Source organism: Bacteroides sp. L008, assembly GCF_040812255.1.
Taxonomy (GTDB): Bacteria; Bacteroidota; Bacteroidia; order Bacteroidales; family Bacteroidaceae; genus Bacteroides; species Bacteroides vicugnae.
The window spans coordinates 3,635,866-3,656,039 of the sequence record NZ_JBFNXO010000001.1 but is presented as its reverse complement, the minus strand read 5'-3'; the positions used below and the strand labels follow the sequence as shown (position 1 = coordinate 3,656,039).

Here is a 20,174-nt window from a genome sequence, read left to right as displayed (position 1 = left end):
ATTTATGAAAGCACTTTTAAAGCCCATTGTATGGGTATGCCTTTTCTTCTTTGCGTATCAAAGTACGTATGCGCAGGCTCTTAAAATAATGAGCTATAATTGCCGGATGTCCGGTGAGATGACTGGTTACTCGGTGAAGGAGTATGCTGTATTTATCAGGAAATACAATCCGGATGTTGTAATGTTGCAAGAGATAGATTACAACACAAAAAGGAATAAAAATCAAGATTTCACCACTCAACTGGCCGCGGAGTTAGGGTTGTTTTCCGTATTCGGGAAAGCGATGGAGACTGGTGGTGGAGAATATGGAGTAGCCATACTTTCAAAATATCCTTTTGTTTATATCAACAACAAGCCTTTCGAAGGTATAGACGGAGCCAAAGAACCCCGGACGCTATTATATGTAGATATTCAGCAACCCGGCACTTCAAATGTAATCAGGATAGGAACGACTCATTTGGATCATTCGACGGACCTGATAAGGAGCGCAATGGCCGAACAAATTAATGAGCGGATTGGTACGGGAGATACACCGACGTTGCTGGGAGGAGATTTTAATGCCAGAACAGACTCTAATGTGATTTGTGAAGTAATGAAAAGCTGGCAGAGAATCTGCGATGATACATTCACCTATCCGGCAGATCAGCCGACAATCAAGATTGATTATCTATTCGGGCTTCCACAGAATAAGTGGAAGGTGAAGTCGTTTGAAGTTTTATCTAATCCGGCGGTATCTGACCACAGAGCTTTGTTTGCCGAAGTTGAATTTGTAAAATAAGTGAAATATGAAATCAAACTATCTATATCTGCTATTTATATGTATTACCTCTTGCCTGTTCGTTTCATGTAGTGATGAGGATAACAAGAGAGAAGAAATCCCTGAATGGAATCGGTTCAGAACAACTAACGTGTTGGTTTATGCACACTTGTCAGAGCAAAATTTATTTAGTTCTTGTAGTTATAAAGAGGTGGCGGCGTCTATCAGGAACACTGTTCATGCAGTGGCATTGTTGGATAGAACGAACGCTATTTATGGGCAAACTGCAATCATAAATACGGGTACGGAGACTGCTAGAGAGAGTAAAAGAGTGCCGGTGTTTGTACCTGTCAGCTATAGTAGCGGAGAAAAAAAGATAATCGGTAGTACTGTGCTTTTTCCTTCTACTATTTCCGAGATGACACAATATGTGGTAAAAAACGATTGCAGATATCTTGAAACAAAAACAGAAGCAGTGAACGGAATAGATATGCTCTTCTGTTCTATGTCACTAAATAGTGAAGATCTGATAGCTCCGGCCGTTGATGTATTCAAGAAAAGAGTAAACGAACAGACAGTTCTGGTGGGCACTGTTAAACGTGCGTTGTTGTCTAATCTTGAGTCGGCAATTACTTCTAACTTAACTTCTGATACTTATTTTTTCTCGGAAGTGGAAAATAGAAATAGAGACTCCGAGTATTGTATATTTGTCCTGACTTCACACAAATGGGCTTTTAGGGGGGTAACCGAAACAAGTGTAAGCGGGGATTTACATTGTTTTCAATTACAAATCGAATCTTTAAAATAAAAAATGAACAGTCATGAAGCAATATATCAAAAACACAATGATCCTGATGCTTGCCCTGTCATGGGGCTTGCTATTGACAAATTGTAGTGATAGTGAAGCCGATTATTCGGATGACAACGCATATCCGCCACCTACTGTAGAACTAACTTCTCCTTCCGAGATAGATGTGGTGGAGTATAATTCTACGGTGACTGTATCTGCCAGAAGCTTCTCTGCTGTGGGGATACATAGTATATATGCTACCTTGTTGAAGGTGGATGAAAATGGAGGATATGAAGAGATAAATGCGAATGAACGCCAACGTTTAAAGATAGATACTCTGGAAACTGATATGACACTTGAATTTGATTTGAATGTCAAGGTCAACACGCGTGAAGCAGCCGGAATACTAGTGACATCGACAGATGTTTTGACAAAAACGGCACAAAAGGTAATACCGATTAAAAAGATAACCAAACTTCCGTCCCAGATATTTACAGAACCATCAGATTTACCAGTTTTAGTACCCGATGAAGAGGTTTCTCTGTCTGTGGTGATCCGTTCTGCAGTGGGCATTAAGTCCGTAAAACATACTTTGTGCAATAAGGTACTGGGTGATCTGAAGGATTATACAACTATTCCGGTATCAGGTAATCCATTGGAAATGGAATTTATCTTGAAAACTGTCGTAGACAATAAGGATACTGATGGAATCAAGATTGTGGTGGAAGATATAGAAGGGTTGAGAGAGGAGAAGATTATCAATATCGAGGGCATTGAGGGTGTTGACAATAATGTCGCGCTTGTTTTCAACGATATTGAAATGGCACCCGAATGGGAACATTCAATAGAACCGGATCAACCTTATATTTTCTCCATAGAGGGAATAATGATACGCGGTGTGCAGAAGCATGTGTTAAGCTTGAAGGAAATTAAAGGATATGGCTCAAAGGCAAACGGCGTAGACTTTGCTTTCATTAATATATGGAGAAATCCAAGCTTTGTTGCCGTTAAAAACAGAGGTTTCTCTTATGTCAGTGCGTCAAGAATTAGTGGAGGACCAATAGGGAGAGCTTACGATGTGAATGACTGGATTAAACCGGCCGGTGTGGCCACCAACAAAACGCTGTTTACTCTTATACCTGATGATAAGGTTGCTGACCTTGGTATTGATGTGATGATGGCGAACGCGGCTCCGGACGTCAAGACTTTTGAGGCGTTGAATGTGTTGGAAAGTATAGCTAAAGGAGGTGCTGATATGTTAATGCAAAGAGTCAATGCGTCTGACGGGTATCCGGATGATCCTTGTAGCTTGCAGATAAAAGACAATACTTATATTGCTTTTGTTACCGCAATGGGTAAGTATGGTGTGATTCATGTTATTGAAGCCGCAAACGATATGGATGCATTAGTTGCCGGAGGATGTAAAATTGCTACTCCTACAGGAGTGGTGGGAAGCCAGGGGCCAGCCTACTCGGGAGCTGGCATAACCGGACTCACTTATGATGGCGTAGCATTACTCTATGGGCGTACATGCAAGTTGAAAATTGTGGTTCAGAAGTAAAGTTGTTATAATTTAAAGAATAAAGAACTATACATTTATATTTAGATGTAAAAGTTAAGAAAGGTCGGTTCAAAAAAAGAAAATGAACCGGCCTTGTTTTTTAGATGTTTCCTCAATATTGATTATGGTAGTTTGGGTGTTACTTCACTAATTAGTGTGTCAAACATGAAAATATTATTTTCTTCTATGCTTTTTGCAGGAAAAGTTATAACTTCGGAGCACTTTTTAATTTGAATAATAAATGTTGGATTTAAAGCAACTTACCACTGATGTATGCCGGATTGCTACAGAGGTTGGACATTTTTTGAAAGAAGAACGGAAGAACTTCCGTCGTGAGCGTGTGGAGGAAAAACATGCACATGATTATGTGTCTTATGTAGATAAAGAGTCAGAGGTGCGAGTGGTGAAAGCACTTGCTGCTCTACTGCCCGAAGCGGGATTCATAACAGAAGAAGGCTCTGCCACTTATCAGGACGAACCCTACTGTTGGGTCATTGATCCGTTGGATGGAACTACAAATTATATTCATGATGAGGCTCCTTATTGTGTATCTATTGCTTTACGCAATCGCACTGAACTTCTTTTAGGTGTCGTTTATGAAGTTTGCCGGGATGAATGTTTCTATGCCTGGAAAGGTGGAAAGGCTTTCATGAATGGTGAAGAAATTCATGTATCGAGTGTTGAGGATATCCAAGATGCCTTTGTTATTACAGAATTACCTTATAATCATCTGCAATATAAACAGACCGCTCTTCATCTCATCGATCAACTTTATGGAGTAGTGGGAGGTATTCGTATGAATGGTTCGGCTGCCGCTGCAATTTGCTATGTAGCTATTGGGCGTTTCGATGCGTGGATGGAAGCGTTTCTCGGAAAATGGGATTACTCCGCAGCGGCATTGATCGTCCAGCAAGCGGGAGGAAAGGTTACTAACTTCTATGGCGAAGATAACTTCATAGAAGGACATCATATTATTGCAACGAACGGAACTCTGCATTCTTTCTTTCAGAAACTTCTGGCAGAAGTCCCTCCATTGAATATGTAAGTGGTATTGCAACTTTGAAATCTCTATTATTATGAAACACACACTTCTTGTAAAAGACTGGCTTAGTTCTTTTTTATCTTTACTGTTTCCCCGTTGCTGTGTTGTTTGCGGCCGACCGTTAGCAAAGGGTGAGGAATGTATTTGTACAGTATGCAATATCAAACTACCTCGTACGAACTATCATCTTCGAAAAGATAATCCGGTAGAGCGACTTTTCTGGGGACAAATTCCTTTGGAACGGGCTACTTCTTTTTTCTTTTATGAGAAAGGAAGTGACTTCCGGCTGATTCTTCACCGTTTGAAATATGGTGGACAGAAGGAAATAGGTGCAATTATGGGACGGTATATGGCAGCAGAACTTTTATCTTCTCATTTCTTTCAAGGAATTGATGTTATAATCCCTATACCGCTTCACAAAAAAAACAGCAAATTCGCGGTTATAACCAGAGTGAATGGATTGCCCGTGGAATCACTGCTGTAACAGGAATTCCTATAGATACAGAATCCATATTGCGTAAGAAAAATACGGAAACGCAAACACACAAATCCATACTTGAACGTCGGGATAATGTGGAAGGTATCTTTGAGCTTCAACGTCCCGAAACACTTGTAAGGAAACACATACTGATCGTTGACGATGTATTGACCACCGGTTCTACTACGCTGGCATGTGCTTCTTGTCTGGTGAATGTGGAGGGAATACGGATTAGTATATTGACGTTGGCAACGGTGGAGTGATTATATACGAATAAATGATATTAAATAAGAAAGCCACCCATTCAGGTGGCTTCTTTTTTGCTCTTCCTCTTGGACTTGAACCAAGGACCCTCTGATTAACAGTCAGATGCTCTAACCGACTGAGCTAAGGAAGAATGTTTGCAATCAAGATTTTCAACTTTGCTCTTCCTCTTGGACTTGAACCAAGGACCCTCTGATTAACAGTCAGATGCTCTAACCGACTGAGCTAAGGAAGAATGTTTTTCTCAATTGCGATGCAAAAGTACTAGGTTTTTTTGAAATATGCAATATCTTTGCAAAAAAAATATTAGGAATGGACAAAATAATAGGATTGGGCAACGCCCTGGTAGACGTACTCGCAACCCTGAAGGATGACACTCTTTTGGATGAAATGGGTTTACCCAAAGGAAGCATGCAGCTCATCGATGACGCTAAGTTACAGCAGATTAACACAAAATTTTCACAGATGAAAACCCATCTGGCAACAGGCGGATCGGCAGGAAATGCCATCCTCGGACTGGCTTGTCTGGGTGCCGGAACAGGGTTTATCGGAAAAGTGGGAAATGATCATTATGGAGAATTTTTTCGTGAAAATCTGCGGAAAAATAAGATTGAAGACAAATTATTGACGTCAGATCGACTGCCTTCCGGTGTGGCATCCACTTTTATTTCACCGGATGGGGAGCGTACTTTCGGAACCTATCTGGGAGCAGCGGCTTCTTTGAGAGCAGAGGAACTGACCTTGGATATGTTTAAAGGTTACGCGTACCTATTTATAGAAGGCTATCTTGTTCAGGACCACGAAATGATTCTTCATGCCATTGAACTGGCTAAAGAAGCCGGTTTGCAGATTTGTCTCGATATGGCTAGTTATAACATTGTGGCTAATGATCTGGAATTCTTCACCTTGCTAATCAACAAATATGTCGACATTGTCTTTGCAAACGAAGAGGAAGCGAAAGCCTTTACCGGCAAGGAGCCGGAGGAAGCTTTGAGAGTGATTGCCAAGAAATGCAGTATTGCTATCGTAAAAGTCGGGGCAAATGGTTCTTATATCCGTAAAGGGACAGAAGAAATAAAGGCTTCAGCCATTTCGGTTCAAAAGGTGGTAGATACTACTGGTGCCGGTGACTATTTTGCTTCCGGATTCTTATACGGATTGACTTGCGGATATTCGTTGGATAAATGTGCAAAAATAGGTTCTATTCTCTCGGGAAATGTTATTCAGGTAATCGGAACAACGATATCACAGGAACGCTGGGATGAAATTAAGTTAAATATTAACAGGATTCTGGCGGAATAACAAAGGATTGAGCTACTTTTACGACTCATTTAGATTGAAAGAGGTATGAAAAAATTGCTGAACAGGCAGATAGCTATTGTTGCAGTAGCGGTGATAGCCACAGTTGCTTTCTTTAGTTTCAAGAGTGGAGACGACCGTAATTTCCAGATTGCAAAGAATCTGGATATATTTAATGCGATTGTGAAAGAACTGGATATGTTCTATGTAGATACCATTGATCCGAATAAAACGATTCGGGAAGGAATCGATAATATGCTTTATACGCTGGATCCTTATACGGAATATTTCCCGGAAGAGGATCAGAGTGAACTGGAGCAGATGATTAAAGGATCATTTGGTGGGATGGGTTCTTACATTGCTTATAATACGAAACTAAAGCGTTCGATGATTTCTGAACCTTTCGAGGGAACGCCTGCTGCAAAAGCCGGTCTGAAAGCGGGAGATATCCTGATGGAGATTGACGGACAGGATCTTGCCGGTAAGAATAACGCGGAAGTCAGCCAGATGTTACGCGGACAGGCAGGTACCAGTTTTAAGTTAAAGATTGAGCGCCCGAATGAGAAAGGCGGACGTACACCGATGGAATTCACGATTGTGCGTGAGTCTATTCAGAATCCGGCAATTCCTTATACTGCCGTGTTGGATAACAAGGTAGGTTACATCAGCCTTAGCACTTTCTCCGGCAACCCTTCCAAAGAGTTTAAGAAAGCATTTCTGGATTTGAAGAAACAGGGCGCTACTTCGTTGGTGATAGACCTTCGTAGTAATGGCGGCGGATTGCTGGATGAAGCAGTGGAAATTGCGAATTATTTCTTACCGCGTGGAAAGGTGATTGTGACGACAAAAGGAAAAATCAAACAGGCTAGTAACACTTACAAGACATTGCGCGAACCGTTGGATTTGGACATTCCGATTGTGGTACTGGTAAATAGCGGAACCGCTTCTGCTTCCGAAATCTTATCAGGTTCTTTGCAGGATCTCGACCGTGCCGTTATCGTTGGTAACCGTACCTTCGGAAAAGGACTGGTACAGGTTCCCCGCTCTTTGCCTTATGGCGGAACGATGAAAGTGACTACCTCCAAATATTATATTCCGAGTGGCCGTTGTGTACAGGCTATTGATTACAAGCATCGTAATGAAGATGGAAGTGTAGGAACCATTCCTGATAGTTTGACTAAGGTATTCCATACGGCTGCCGGACGTGAAGTACGCGACGGAGGTGGTGTAATGCCGGATATTGTTATCAAACAGGAGAAATTACCGAATATCCTCTTCTATCTGGTACGCGATAATCTGATTTTCGATTATGCAACACAGTATTGTTTGAAGCATCCTACCATCGTTGCTCCGGAGAAGTTTGAGGTGACAGATGCCGATTATAATGATTTTAAAGCGTTGGTGAAGAAAGCCGACTTCAAATATGACCAGCAAAGCGAGAAGATTCTGAAAACGTTGAAAGAAGCTGCCGAGTTTGAAGGATATATGGATGATGCTTCAGAGGAGTTCAAAGCACTTGAAAAGAAGTTGAATCATGATCTTGACCGCGACTTGGATTATTTCTCATCTGATATAAAGAAGATGATTGCTACTGAAATTATCAAGCGTTACTATTACCAACGTGGTAATATCATCCAGCAGTTGAAGGATGATGACGGTTTGAAGGAAGCAATGAAAATTCTGAATGATCCGGTGAAATATAAAGAAATGCTTAGTGCTCCGGCTGCTAAGGAATAAATGAATATATTTCGAACATAGATATATGCGGAAAACGCGGCTTTGTTACTAACAAGCCGCGTTTTCTGTATCTCTATATCTAATTGTAAAAGTCCTGTAAGGTCATGCCCGGACACTGATATTTGTGTCCTTAACCGATCTTTATTGGCGAATCAAAGGCAGGGTAAAATAGAATCTGCTTCCTTGTCCTTCCTGAGAGCGCAACCAGATACGTCCGCCCATCTTCTCTACTAACATTCTGCAAAGAGTTAATCCCAATCCTGTTCCCTGAACAAAATCGTTGACCTTTCCAAAGCGCCGGAAAATAGTGGCAATTCTTGCTGCCGGAATGCCGATGCCGCTATCTTTAATATAGAACTCTACAAAATCCTCCTTTTCCCGATAGCCGAAATGGATTTCTCCTTTCGGGGTAAACTTCGTAGCGTTACTAAGCAAGTTACTTATAATTTGTATGATGCGATTCCAGTCTCCCGAAGCATACATGTCCGTATCTACGTCGTCCAAAATGAGCCTGACACCGTTTTGCGTCTTATGGCAGAATTGTTGTTCCAGTTGCAGGCAGATATCTATTAATTTGATCGGGCGGATATTGAATTTTAGAGAATCAGCTTCAAGAGATGCCAAATCCAGAATATCATTGAATAGATTCAGCAGCATTTCCGAATTTCGTTCGATGATTTCCGAATATTGGTTCTTCTCTTCCGCAGATGCTGCGGAAGTGATTAGTTTGGAGAACCCTACAATGGCATTGAGCGGGGTACGTATTTCATGACTCATATTTGCCAGAAAAGCAGATTTCAGCCGGTCCGACTCTTCCGCCTTGATTCTGGCGGCCTTTAGCTCTTTCTGTTGTTGGGCATTCGTCTGTTCCGCCTCCCATTGTTGGGATATATCACGGCACATACACAATAGATATTCCTTATCCAAAGGAAAGATACGGTTTTCGTAGTGATGTAAAACACCGTCCAACATAAGATCATGTCTGGCTGTTGAACTTTCTCCTGTGAGAATCACCTTATCCATATTTTTGCGGACACTTTCATAAGCCTCTTTGGGTAGAATGTCTTTTACGTTAGTAGTGGTGATATTGTTGGCGCTGATACCTTCAACGTGATTAGTTGCCGGAGAAGAAGCAAGCTCTATGATGTTGGCGTCATGGTCGAAGACGGTGAGCATGTCAGGAAGAGCATCCAGTATCCGGGTGCTATATTTATCACGAAAACGTTCTTTGGAGGGAGAGGAAGAATCAGAAGAAGAATGAGAGGAAAGAAAATCTATTTTCTCCTCTAATTGTTCGATTATTTCTAAAAGGTCTTCCTTTGTTTTGTTTTTGTAATTCCTCATAGAAGATTTATTGTTATTCATTAGAATGTTGTAGAATTTGTTTTATCTGTTGCAAATATAAGACAATATTCCGAGATGCTGACTGCCTCTCTAGTTATTATAATATAAAAAAAACGGATAGCTTTTGCCCTACTAATCAGAATGTTCTATCTTTGCGTCCATTATATATAAATGATTTACAATATGTCTACAGAATTATTCTCTACTCTGCCCTATAAGGTGGCAGATATTACACTTGCTGATTTCGGACGCAAGGAAATCGATTTGGCAGAAAAAGAAATGCCCGGCCTGATGGCTCTTCGCGAAAAGTATGGAGAATCCAAACCGTTAAAAGGCGCCCGCATTATGGGCTCGTTGCACATGACCATTCAAACGGCTGTGCTGATTGAAACATTAGTGGCTTTAGGAGCTGAAGTACGTTGGTGCTCTTGTAATATATATTCAACACAGGATCATGCTGCTGCTGCAATAGCTGCTGCCGGCGTGCCGGTGTTTGCATGGAAAGGCGAGACTCTTGCCGATTATTGGTGGTGCACGTTGCAGGCATTGAGCTTTGACGGCGGCAAGGGACCGAATGTGATTGTAGATGATGGCGGTGACGCGACAATGATGATCCACGTGGGTTATGATGCAGAAAATAATGCTGCCGTATTGGATAAGGAAGTACACGCAGAGGATGAAATAGAACTGAATGCCATTTTGAAAAAAGTGTTGGCAGAAGACAGCACCCGCTGGCATCGTGTAGCGGAAGAAGTGCGTGGCGTATCTGAAGAGACAACGACAGGCGTACACCGTTTGTATCAGATGCAGGAAGAAGGCAAATTGCTGTTCCCGGCATTCAATGTGAACGACTCGGTAACGAAATCTAAGTTTGATAATCTGTACGGTTGCCGCGAATCGTTGGCTGACGGAATCAAGCGCGCAACAGATGTGATGATTGCCGGAAAAGTAGTAGTGGTATGCGGTTATGGTGATGTGGGTAAAGGCTGTTCTCATTCCATGCGTTCTTACGGAGCGCGGGTGCTCGTGACGGAGGTAGACCCGATCTGTGCACTGCAGGCTGCAATGGAGGGTTTCGAAGTAGTGACGATGGAAGAAGCTTGCATGGAAGGTAACATCTTCGTGACTACGACAGGAAATATCGATATTATCCGTATCGACCACATGGAGAAAATGAAAGATCAGGCTATCGTTTGCAACATCGGCCATTTCGATAATGAAATTCAGGTAGATGCTTTGAAACATTATCCGGGCATCAAATGTGTGAATATCAAACCGCAGGTAGACCGTTATTATTTCCCGGATGGACATAGCATCATCTTGTTGGCCGACGGTCGTCTGGTAAATCTGGGATGTGCAACAGGACACCCGTCATTCGTGATGAGTAATTCATTTACCAATCAGACATTGGCACAGATAGAACTGTTCAACAAGAAATATGATATCAATGTATATCGCCTGCCGAAGCATCTGGACGAGGAAGTGGCCCGCCTGCATCTTGAGAAGATCGGTGTGAAACTGACTAAGCTGACTCCCGAACAGGCCGCTTATATCGGTGTGTCGGTGGATGGTCCTTATAAAGCAGATCATTATAGATACTAATTAGATTTACGATTAGACGATTTACCATTTACGATTGATAAATGCAGGAGATTGATATCCCACCGTTATCAATTGTAAATGTTAGATTGCCAATCGTATTTATTTTTATATTCAAACTTCAATCGTAAATAGTAAATCGTCTAATCGTAAATGAAAAAGTTTCTTCCCGACTTAATAGCCATTCTGGCTTTTATCATTCTTTCTTTTGCCTATTTTTTCCCGGCTGATATCGAAGGTCGTATCTTGTTTCAGCATGACACGGCTGCCGGAGTCGGTGCAGGACAAGAATCGAAAGAGTACCTCGAACGTACTGGAGAACGTACACGTTGGACGAATTCGATTTTTGGAGGTATGCCTACCTATCAGATGTCTCCGAGTTACGACTCGACAACGTCTCTGAAAGGAGTGGAGAGGGTTTATCGCCTCTTTCTTCCGGATTATGTAGTGCTGACTTTTATCATGATGCTGGGATTTTATATCCTCTTGCGGGCATTCGGAATATCGGCCTGGCTGGCAGGATTAGGCGGAGTGATATGGGCATTCTCTTCCTATTTCTTCATTCTGATACCGGCAGGGCATATCTGGAAGTTTGTGACATTGGCTTATATACCACCTACGATTGCAGGTGTCGTCTTGGCTTACCGGAAGAAATATCTGTTGGGCGGAATCATTACGGCCCTGTTCATCGCCCTTCAGATTCAGTCGAATCACATTCAGATGAGTTATTATTTCATGTTTGTGATCCTGTTTTTTGTAGGAGCTTACTTTGAAGATGCTTATAAAAAGAAAGAATTGCCTCATTTCTTCAAGGCCAGCGGGGTTTTGGCACTGGCTGCCGTGGTAGGAGTCTGTATCAATATTTCCAATCTGTATCATACGTATGAATATAGTAAGGAGACGATGCGCGGCAAGAGCGAATTGAAGCAGGAGGGAGCTGCTGCCAGTCAGACGAGTAGTGGGTTGGATCGTGATTATATAACCAACTGGAGTTATGGTATCGGTGAAACGTTGACGTTGCTGGTTCCGAATGTAAAAGGGGGAGGATCAGGATCTACGATGTCGCAGAGCGAAGCTGCTATGGCAAAGGCTAATCCAATGTATAACGGTATCTACTCACAGTTACCTCAATATTTCGGCGAGCAGCCGTGGACAGCCGGTCCGGTATATGTGGGGGCATTTGTGATGTTCCTTTTTGTATTGGGGTGCTTCATTGTGAAAGGTCCTCTTAAATGGGCGCTGCTGGGAGCTACTATCTTCTCGATTCTGCTTTCATGGGGAAAGAATTTCATGGGACTGACGGACTTCTTTATCGATTATGTCCCGATGTATAATAAGTTCCGCGCTGTATCTTCTATTCTGGTAATAGCTGAATTTACAATACCTTTGTTGGCGATTTTTGCCTTGAAAGAGATTTTGAGTAAACCGGATATGCTGAAACAGGAAAAGAACTGCAGAGGCGTGATTGCTGCGTTGGTACTAACTGCCGGTGTTGCACTCGTTTTAGCTGTCGCCCCGGGCGTTTTCTTCTCCAGCTTTATAACGACGCAGGAGATGGCTGCGTTGCAACAAGCACTTCCTGCCGAACATTTGGCTCCGTTTGTGGCTAATCTGACTGAAATGCGCGAAGCCATTATTGCTTCGGATGCATGGCGCAGCTTCTTTATTATAGTGATCGGTTGCCTGTTCTTATTCTTGTATCAGCTGCGGAAGTTGAAAGCCTCTTTCACGCTGGCGGGTATTGCGCTTTTGTGTCTGATAGATATGTGGAGCGTCAATAAACGCTACTTGAATGACGAACAGTTCGTACCGAAGTCGAAGCAGTCAGAAGCATTCGTGAAGACACAGGCGGATGAGATTATTCTTCAGGATACGACTCCGAATTATCGTGTACTGAACTTCATCGGTTTCCCCGGTAATACATTTAACGAAAACAATACAGCATATTGGCATAAGAGTGTCGGCGGCTATCATGCAGCAAAGCTTCGCCGCTATCAGGAAATGATAGACCATCACATCGTGCCCGAAATGAAGGAAACTTATCAGGCTGTGGCTACTGCCGGTGGACAGATGGACAGTGTGGATGCTTCCAAATTCCGTGTATTGAATATGCTGAATACCAAATACTTCATTTTCCCTGCCGGAGAGCAAGGGCAGGCTGTTCCTGTTATGAATCCTTATGCATACGGTAATGCATGGTTCGTAGATAAGGTGCAGTATGTAAATAATGCAAATGAAGAAATAGATGCTTTGAACGATATTCTCCCAACGGAAACAGCCGTAGTGGATGTGAAGTTTAAAGAACAGCTGAAGGGTGTGACAGAAGGATATAAAGATTCATTATCTACCATCCAGTTAACCAGTTACGAGCCAAATCGTTTGGTTTATAAGGCTTCCACTCCTAAAGACGGAGTTGTTGTTTTCTCTGAAATATATTATCCGGGATGGCAGGTGACTATCGATGGTCAGCTGGTGGATATTGCCCGTGCAGACTATATCTTGCGTGCAATAAATATGCCGGCAGGAGAACATACCATCGAGATGTGGTTTGATCCGCAAAGCATACACGTCACGGAAAGTATTGCTTATGCAGCATTGGCTTTATTGTTAATCGGAGTTATGCTTCTTGCGTGGACACAGCGGAGCAAGATAGCGAAGAAGCCTTAAAATGTAATAGTCGTCAACCTTATAATGTATTGTAAGGCTGTAAAATAAAGGCGGCTCTCTTCCTCACGAAGAGAGCCGCTACTTTGCATTCACTAAAAAAATTATGAAAAACAAACGCTGTTCATAGAAATATATTAAGTGTGATGTTTTAGAGATTTTTCTGTTCAAAATCCGGTCTTTCGCCAGAGTGATTATCTTTGTGCATTCTTCTTTGAGCAGCCTTTTTCCGTGCGGCATTTTGTTCTGCCTGCCACTTTTCGTACTGCTCTTTTGTCAGAATCTTTTTTATCTTCTTTTCTTTGGCTTCTGCAGCTTTCTTTTGTGAATCGGCAGAATTGTTATCTTTGCTCATCATCGGTCCACCTCCCATTCTACCGGGAAAACCACCTTCTCTCATCATAGGCGGTTGGCCTCCACCCATTGGTGGGCGTCCTCCCCGCATCCCATGACCTTCTCCCATTGGCGGACGTTGACCATCCGAATTTTGCATAGCCTTGAAGAATGCTTTCTGCTCTTTCAGGTTCAGCTTGTATATTTTTTTATATTGTTTATCTGTCAACTGGAGTAACTTGTTCATTTGGTCTGTCATCTGCGTGGCTACCTTTTCCGGATTCAACACCTCACGTGGAAGACGCTTTTCTTGTTGCCTTTCTTGCGGCTCATTGGCTTCTTGTGCATTTATAAAACCTGCACAGCACGTTAAGCAGACTGCCAATCCTATCAATTTCATGTTTTTTCTCATCTCTCTTATGCTTTTATTTGTTTTAATACTTCAAAGCTAAGCAGATATCGGAACAGATAAAAATAAAATCGACTAAGTGCGGAGATTTGTCTATCAAAAGCTCAACTCTACTCTCCTGTGGCTTATATTATCTATGCCTTGGGATGGAAAGGAGTTACGAGGTGGTAAACAAGTAGTTTCAAGCGTTGAAACTGTTGTTTCTCCGGCGTGAAACTATTGTTTCCCCAGCGTGAAACTTTTGTTTCCCCGCCTTGAAACTATTGTTTCTCCAGCGTGAAACTATTGTTTCTCCACCTTGAAACTTTTGTTTCTAACGCTTGAAACTGATAGTTCCACGGCTTGAAACAAGTCGTTTCAATACGGGAAAGACTATTAAGAACGCGTTGATGTTCTCTTTAGCAATAACTATTATTTAATTTAGGTGGTGATAGGTGATAGATGCGGTGATAGGTTACTGACAACCTATCACCGCTCTGAAAACACTATGGATAAAGGGTTTGATAATGCTGGTGATAGGTTGAAAGAGGATTTCTGTTTTTATATATGAGAGAGAACCGGATATACACAGATTTCTATATCTATTCCTGTGTCGGCTGAATCAGCTGATGGTGTATCGGGTTGAATCATTTATTCTTTTTCGCCATAAGCAAGATCACCTGCATCACCCAATCCCGGAACAATATAAGAATGTTCGTTGATTTCCGGATCAATGGCAGCGCACCAAATGGTTGTCTTGTCTTCAGGAAATACATTCTTTATATGGTCAATGGCCTTTTGGCTGGCAATAATGGAAGCAACGTGGATTTCAGCAGGATGACCTTTCGTCAGCATTGCCTGGTAACTCAGTTCCATACTGCCTCCTGTTGCCAACATAGGATCGGTGATAATCAGTGTTTTATCGTCAATACGGGGGGATGCGATATATTCTATATGTATATCGAATTTCAGCGTATCTTTATATTTGCGGTAAGCAGAAACAAATGCATTTTCCGCCCCGTCGAAATAACTAAGGAAACCTTGGTGGAAAGGCAGACCTGCACGTAGAATAGTGCTGATTACTAAATTGTTGTCCGGCGTACTGACCGGAGCAATTCCCAGTGGTGTCTGGATATTCTTTACCGAGTATTTAAACTCTTTACTCATTTCATAAGCCATGATTTCTCCAATCCGTTCAATGTTACGGCGGAAACGCAGGCGGTCGTTCTGAACTTCTACATTTCTAATTTCGGATATGTACTGGTTTAGAATCGAATTAGTTTGGCCAAAATCAATTACTTTCATATTATATTTTAATCAAATTTTAATCTCATTTTCATAGTATTGTCAGCATACTGGCTTGCAAAGTAAATGATAATCTTTCAAATTGCAATATTCAGTTTGCAGATATTGTTAGGAATTTATAAAAGAGTTTCAATTAAGGAAAAATTTCTTCAATACCTTCTTCCTTTCCAAAGAAAGTATTACTTTTGTAGCCGGATTTACAAGGGGGTATTCAAAGCTCCCCATGTTAAGGTGAAAAGAGATAGAAAACAAAATACCAATTTTAATTAATTCAAAGAAAATGGCAAATTTAGATTTAAGCAAGTACGGCATCACAGGTGTGACCGAGATTTTGCACAATCCGTCTTATGATGTTTTGTTCGCTGAAGAAACAAAACCGAGTCTGGAAGGCTTTGAAAAAGGTCAAGTAACTGAATTAGGCGCTGTGAACGTGATGACAGGTATCTATACCGGTCGTTCTCCTAAAGATAAATTCTTCGTTAAGAATGAAGCTTCTGCTGATTCTGTATGGTGGACTTCTGAAGATTACAAAAACGACAACAAACCATGTACTGAAGAAGCTTGGGCTGACTTGAAAGCTAAAGCTGTAAAACAACTTTCCGGCAAACGTTTGTTCGTTGTTGATACTTTCTGTGGTGCTAACGAAGCTACTCGTATGAAAGTACGTTTCATTATGGAAGTAGCTTGGCAGGCTCACTTCGTAACTAACATGTTCATCCGCCCGACTGCTGAAGAACTTGCTAACTACGGAGAACCTGATTTCGTATGTTTCAACGCTTCTAAAGCAAAAGTTGACAACTACAAAGAACTGGGCTTGAACTCTGAAACTGCTACTGTATTCAACCTGAAGACTAAAGAACAAGTAATCCTGAATACTTGGTACGGTGGTGAAATGAAGAAAGGTATGTTCTCTATCATGAACTACATGAACCCGCTTCGTGGTATCGCTTCTATGCACTGTTCTGCTAACACTGATATGGAAGGAACTAGCTCTGCTATCTTCTTCGGATTGTCTGGTACAGGTAAGACAACTTTGTCTACTGACCCGAAACGTAAATTGATCGGTGACGACGAACACGGATGGGATAACGAAGGTGTATTCAACTACGAAGGTGGTTGCTACGCTAAGGTTATCAACCTGGATAAAGAAAGCGAACCGGATATCTACAATGCTATCACACGTGATGCTTTGCTTGAAAACGTAACAGTTGACGCTAACGGTAAGATTGATTTCACAGATAAGAGCGTGACTGAAAACACTCGCGTTTCGTATCCTATTTATCACATCGAAAACATTGTTAAACCGGTTTCTAAAGGTCCTCACGCTAAACAAGTTATCTTCTTGTCTGCTGATGCATTCGGTGTATTGCCTCCGGTATCTATCTTGAACCCGGAACAGGCTCAATACTACTTCTTGTCTGGATTTACAGCTAAATTGGCTGGTACAGAACGTGGTATCACTGAACCGACTCCGACATTCTCTGCTTGCTTCGGTGCTGCTTTCTTGTCATTGCACCCGACTAAATATGCAGAAGAATTGGTTAAGAAGATGGAAATGACTGGTGCTAAAGCATACTTGGTTAACACAGGATGGAATGGTTCTGGCAAACGTATCTCTATCAAAGATACTCGTGGTATCATCGATGCTATCCTTGATGGTTCTATTGACAAAGCTCCTACTAAGGTTATTCCTTTCTTCGACTTTGTTGTTCCTACAGAACTTCCGGGTGTTGATCCGAAGATCCTTGATCCACGCGACACTTACGAATGTGCTTGCAAATGGGAAGAAAAAGCAAAAGATTTGGCTGGACGTTTCATCAAGAACTTCGCTAAATTTACTGGTAACGAAGCTGGTAAGGCTTTGGTTGCTGCTGGTCCGAAACTCTAATTGGAGAATCAGATATAATATGGAAGGCGGTTCGATTTCGAACCGCCTTTTTTTGTTTATGCCTGTGCCTTTCTATGGGAATGAATGCTGCCTGTTTAAAACTTTTCCCTATATTTGCCAAAACAGGAGTACTAACCTTTAAAGGCAGTTATGGTATATTTTGATTACTTTTGTGCAAATTATATATAAGTGGATAATCTTGAATAATAATACGACGACCATGAAGAAATTTTATTTCCTTCTTATCAGTTCCTTATTCCTTACCTCCGGGCTTTATGCCGGAGAAACCGATTATACTCAAGGACTTTCCATCTGGTTTGACACTCCCAATACTTTGCAGGGGTATGCTGCCTGGTATGGCGGAAGACCGGATTTGTGGAAAGGTGAAAATAAACCGATAACAGCAGGAAGCGGACGTAATCTGGATGCCAGTTGGGAGTCACAGTCATTGCCTATTGGTAACGGCAGCCTCGGCGCAAATATTATGGGATCGGTGGAAGCCGAGCGTATCACTTTCAATGAAAAAACGCTTTGGCGCGGTGGTCCGAACACAGCGAAAGGTGCGGACTATTATTGGAATGTCAATAAGCAATCGGCCCATCTTTTAGATGAAATACGCAAAGCATTTACAGAAGGAGATCAGAAAAAGGCTGAAATGCTGACGCGGCAGAACTTCAATAGTGAAGTATCGTATGAAGCTGACGGAGAAAATCCTTTCCGTTTCGGCAGCTTTACTACAATGGGAGAGTTTTATGTAGAAACCGGACTGAATATGATAGGAATGAGCGATTATAAGCGCATTCTGTCTTTGGATTCGGCTATGGCAGTCGTGCAATTCAAAAAGGATCGTGTGGCTTATCAACGTAACTTTTTTATCTCTTACCCTGCCAATGTAATGGTGGTACGTTTTAGCGCGGATCAACCGGGGAAACAAAATCTGGTTTTCAGTTATGCGCCCAATCCCCTGTCTACCGGCAGCATGGCTTCTGATGGAAATAAAGGATTGGTTTACACAGCTTCTTTGGATAATAATGGAATGGAATATGTTGTTCGCATCCGGGCAGAAGCGAAAGGAGGAACACTGTCTAATGCAGATGGAAAGTTGACGGTGAAGGATGCAGACGAAGTTGTATTTTATGTCACAGCGGACACTGACTATAAGATTAACTTTGATCCGGATTTCAAAGATCCGAAAACATATATAGGTGTTAATCCCGAAGAAACGACAAAGCAGTGGATGAATAACGCAGTGGCGCAGGGATATACTGCTTTATTCAATCAGCATTATAATGATTATGCTACTCTGTTCAACCGGGTTCGGCTGAATCTGAATCCAGCGGTGAAAGGAGTGAACCTGCCTACTTCTCAACGTCTGAAAAATTATCGGAAAGGGCAGCCGGATTATTATCTGGAAGAGTTGTATTATCAATTTGGACGTTATCTTCTGATTGCCAGTTCCCGTCCGGGCAATATGCCTGCCAATCTGCAGGGGATCTGGCACAATAATGTTGATGGGCCGTGGCGTGTGGATTATCATAATAACATCAATATCCAGATGAATTATTGGCCTGCTTGTTCTACCAACTTGAATGAGTGCGTGCTTCCGTTGATTGACTTTATCCGTACGCTCGTGAAACCGGGCGAGAAGACTGCACAGGCTTATTTCGGTGCTAGAGGATGGACGGCATCTATCTCAGGCAATATTTTTGGCTTTACCACTCCGTTGGAAAGTCAGGATATGTCGTGGAACTTCAATCCGATGGCAGGTCCTTGGCTGGCTACCCATATCTGGGAGTATTACGACTATACAAGAAACTTGAAATTTCTGAAAGAAATCGGTTATGAACTGATTAAGAGTAGTGCCGATTTTGCAGTCGATTACCTGTGGCATAAGCCGGATGGAACCTATACGGCTGCTCCGTCCACTTCGCCCGAACATGGTCCTATCGATCAGGGAGCTACTTTTGTGCATGCCGTGGTGCGTGAAATTCTGATGGATGCGATTGAGGCAAGCAAAGTGTTGGGTGTAGATAAGAAAGAACGTAAGCAGTGGGAGCATGTGCTTGCCAATCTCGTTCCCTATCAAATAGGTCGTTATGGTCAGTTGATGGAATGGTCGGTGGATATTGATGATCCGAAAGATGAACATCGTCATGTGAATCATTTGTTCGGCCTGCATCCGGGGCATACGGTTTCTCCGGTCACTACTCCCGAACTGGCGAAAGCTGCTAAAGTAGTATTGGTGCATCGTGGTGATGGTGCTACCGGTTGGAGTATGGGTTGGAAGTTGAATCAGTGGGCGCGTTTGCAGGATGGTAATCATGCTTATACTTTATTCGGCAATTTATTGAAGAACGGAACCATGGATAATTTGTGGGATACGCATCCGCCTTTCCAGATTGATGGAAACTTTGGCGGGACAGCGGGAATTACCGAAATGTTGCTCCAAAGTCATATGGGCTTTATTCAATTATTACCGGCTTTGCCGGATGCATGGAAAGATGGTTCTATCAGTGGTATCTGTGCGAAAGGAAATTTTGAGGTGGATATGATTTGGGAGAATCATCTGTTGAAGGAAGCTGTTGTGCGCTCTAATGCAGGAGGCAACTGTGTTATAAAGTATGCGGATCAGACTATCTCCTTTAAAACAGTGAAAGGACACAGTTATCAGATTAGATATGATGCAGCCAAAGGGCTCATTAAAAATTAAACGCAAAATATCGGA

The 20,174-nt window shown here is 42.2% G+C and carries 13 protein-coding genes, 2 tRNA genes and 1 pseudogene; 11 read left to right on the top strand and 5 right to left on the bottom strand.

The genetic code is table 11. The features are described from left to right. Positions 1–4: 4 nt before the first annotated feature. The 5 genes and pseudogenes from AB3G73_RS14740 (at position 5) to AB3G73_RS14720 (ending at position 4,891) form a co-directional block, all read left to right on the top strand. On the top strand, positions 5–778 hold the full coding sequence (locus AB3G73_RS14740; RefSeq protein WP_148365567.1) for an endonuclease/exonuclease/phosphatase family protein: 774 nt from the start codon (positions 5–7) through the stop codon (positions 776–778). A 7-nt stretch (positions 779–785) separates the two neighbouring features. After that, the gene (locus AB3G73_RS14735; protein ID WP_234133074.1) at positions 786–1,565 is read left to right on the top strand and encodes a hypothetical protein; all 780 of its coding nucleotides are present in this window, start codon (positions 786–788) and stop codon (positions 1,563–1,565) included. A gap of 13 nt (positions 1,566–1,578) precedes the next feature. Next, positions 1,579–3,108 carry a hypothetical protein gene (locus AB3G73_RS14730; protein ID WP_367745157.1) on the top strand — a complete coding sequence of 510 codons (1,530 nt, stop codon included), beginning with the start codon at positions 1,579–1,581 and terminating at the stop codon, positions 3,106–3,108. 241 nt (positions 3,109–3,349) lie between these two features. Beyond that, a complete protein-coding gene (locus AB3G73_RS14725) occupies positions 3,350–4,153 on the top strand; it encodes an inositol monophosphatase family protein (RefSeq protein WP_148365564.1) in 804 nt (267 codons plus the stop codon). Between the two features lie 31 nt (positions 4,154–4,184). Next, positions 4,185–4,891: pseudogene (locus tag AB3G73_RS14720) on the top strand (ComF family protein). A gap of 60 nt (positions 4,892–4,951) precedes the next feature. Here AB3G73_RS14720 and AB3G73_RS14715 read toward each other — a convergent pair. After that, positions 4,952–5,025: transfer RNA gene (locus AB3G73_RS14715), tRNA-Asn, on the bottom strand. Positions 5,026–5,053: 28 nt separating this feature from the next. Beyond that, positions 5,054–5,127: transfer RNA gene (locus AB3G73_RS14710), tRNA-Asn, on the bottom strand. Positions 5,128–5,204: 77 nt separating this feature from the next. On the opposite strand from AB3G73_RS14710, the gene AB3G73_RS14705 reads away from it, so the two are divergent. Together AB3G73_RS14705 and AB3G73_RS14700 are read left to right on the top strand one after the other, a co-directional pair. Then, positions 5,205–6,194 (top strand): adenosine kinase, encoded by a 990-nt coding sequence (locus AB3G73_RS14705; protein WP_234133078.1) that lies wholly within the window; start codon positions 5,205–5,207, stop codon positions 6,192–6,194. Between the two features lie 45 nt (positions 6,195–6,239). Beyond that, positions 6,240–7,928 carry a S41 family peptidase gene (locus AB3G73_RS14700; protein ID WP_258978617.1) on the top strand — a complete coding sequence of 563 codons (1,689 nt, stop codon included), beginning with the start codon at positions 6,240–6,242 and terminating at the stop codon, positions 7,926–7,928. A 141-nt stretch (positions 7,929–8,069) separates the two neighbouring features. Here AB3G73_RS14700 and AB3G73_RS14695 read toward each other — a convergent pair whose 3' ends face one another. After that, positions 8,070–9,272, bottom strand: a complete 1,203-nt coding sequence (locus AB3G73_RS14695; protein WP_195650239.1) for an ATP-binding protein — start codon at positions 9,270–9,272, stop codon at positions 8,070–8,072. A 183-nt stretch (positions 9,273–9,455) separates the two neighbouring features. Here AB3G73_RS14695 and ahcY point away from each other — a divergent pair, with 183 nt between their 5' ends. Further along, positions 9,456–10,874, top strand: a complete 1,419-nt coding sequence (ahcY, locus tag AB3G73_RS14690; RefSeq protein WP_187343931.1) for an adenosylhomocysteinase — start codon at positions 9,456–9,458, stop codon at positions 10,872–10,874. 150 nt (positions 10,875–11,024) lie between these two features. Next, positions 11,025–13,538 carry a YfhO family protein gene (locus AB3G73_RS14685; RefSeq protein ID WP_258978614.1) on the top strand — a complete coding sequence of 838 codons (2,514 nt, stop codon included), beginning with the start codon at positions 11,025–11,027 and terminating at the stop codon, positions 13,536–13,538. 148 nt (positions 13,539–13,686) lie between these two features. Here the strand turns inward: AB3G73_RS14685 and AB3G73_RS14680 are convergent, their stop codons facing one another. Both AB3G73_RS14680 and upp read right to left on the bottom strand, forming a co-directional pair. After that, entirely contained in the window at positions 13,687–14,280 is a 594-nt protein-coding gene (locus tag AB3G73_RS14680; RefSeq protein ID WP_148365558.1) for a hypothetical protein, read from the bottom strand. Between the two features lie 627 nt (positions 14,281–14,907). Continuing rightward, complete coding sequence (gene upp, locus AB3G73_RS14675) at positions 14,908–15,561, bottom strand: uracil phosphoribosyltransferase (protein WP_004310703.1); 654 nt, start codon at positions 15,559–15,561, stop codon at positions 14,908–14,910. A gap of 280 nt (positions 15,562–15,841) precedes the next feature. Here upp and pckA point away from each other — a divergent pair, with 280 nt between their 5' ends. Then, a complete protein-coding gene (gene pckA, locus AB3G73_RS14670) occupies positions 15,842–17,449 on the top strand; it encodes a phosphoenolpyruvate carboxykinase (ATP) (protein WP_143259220.1) in 1,608 nt (535 codons plus the stop codon). A gap of 220 nt (positions 17,450–17,669) precedes the next feature. Then, the gene (locus AB3G73_RS14665) at positions 17,670–20,159 is read left to right on the top strand and encodes a glycoside hydrolase N-terminal domain-containing protein (protein WP_367745155.1); all 2,490 of its coding nucleotides are present in this window, start codon (positions 17,670–17,672) and stop codon (positions 20,157–20,159) included. Positions 20,160–20,174 lie beyond the last annotated feature (15 nt).

Coding starts and splice junctions, on each gene's coding strand:
- AB3G73_RS14740 (WP_148365567.1), top strand. CDS start 5: ATGAAAGCACTTTTAAAGCCCATTGTATGGGTATGCCTTTTCTTCTTT.
- AB3G73_RS14735 (WP_234133074.1), top strand. CDS start 786: ATGAAATCAAACTATCTATATCTGCTATTTATATGTATTACCTCTTGC.
- AB3G73_RS14730 (WP_367745157.1), top strand. CDS start 1,579: ATGAAGCAATATATCAAAAACACAATGATCCTGATGCTTGCCCTGTCA.
- AB3G73_RS14725 (WP_148365564.1), top strand. CDS start 3,350: ATGTTGGATTTAAAGCAACTTACCACTGATGTATGCCGGATTGCTACA.
- AB3G73_RS14705 (WP_234133078.1), top strand. CDS start 5,205: ATGGACAAAATAATAGGATTGGGCAACGCCCTGGTAGACGTACTCGCA.
- AB3G73_RS14700 (WP_258978617.1), top strand. CDS start 6,240: ATGAAAAAATTGCTGAACAGGCAGATAGCTATTGTTGCAGTAGCGGTG.
- AB3G73_RS14695 (WP_195650239.1), bottom strand. CDS start 9,272: ATGAGGAATTACAAAAACAAAACAAAGGAAGACCTTTTAGAAATAATC.
- ahcY (WP_187343931.1), top strand. CDS start 9,456: ATGTCTACAGAATTATTCTCTACTCTGCCCTATAAGGTGGCAGATATT.
- AB3G73_RS14685 (WP_258978614.1), top strand. CDS start 11,025: ATGAAAAAGTTTCTTCCCGACTTAATAGCCATTCTGGCTTTTATCATT.
- AB3G73_RS14680 (WP_148365558.1), bottom strand. CDS start 14,280: ATGAGAAAAAACATGAAATTGATAGGATTGGCAGTCTGCTTAACGTGC.
- upp (WP_004310703.1), bottom strand. CDS start 15,561: ATGAAAGTAATTGATTTTGGCCAAACTAATTCGATTCTAAACCAGTAC.
- pckA (WP_143259220.1), top strand. CDS start 15,842: ATGGCAAATTTAGATTTAAGCAAGTACGGCATCACAGGTGTGACCGAG.
- AB3G73_RS14665 (WP_367745155.1), top strand. CDS start 17,670: ATGAAGAAATTTTATTTCCTTCTTATCAGTTCCTTATTCCTTACCTCC.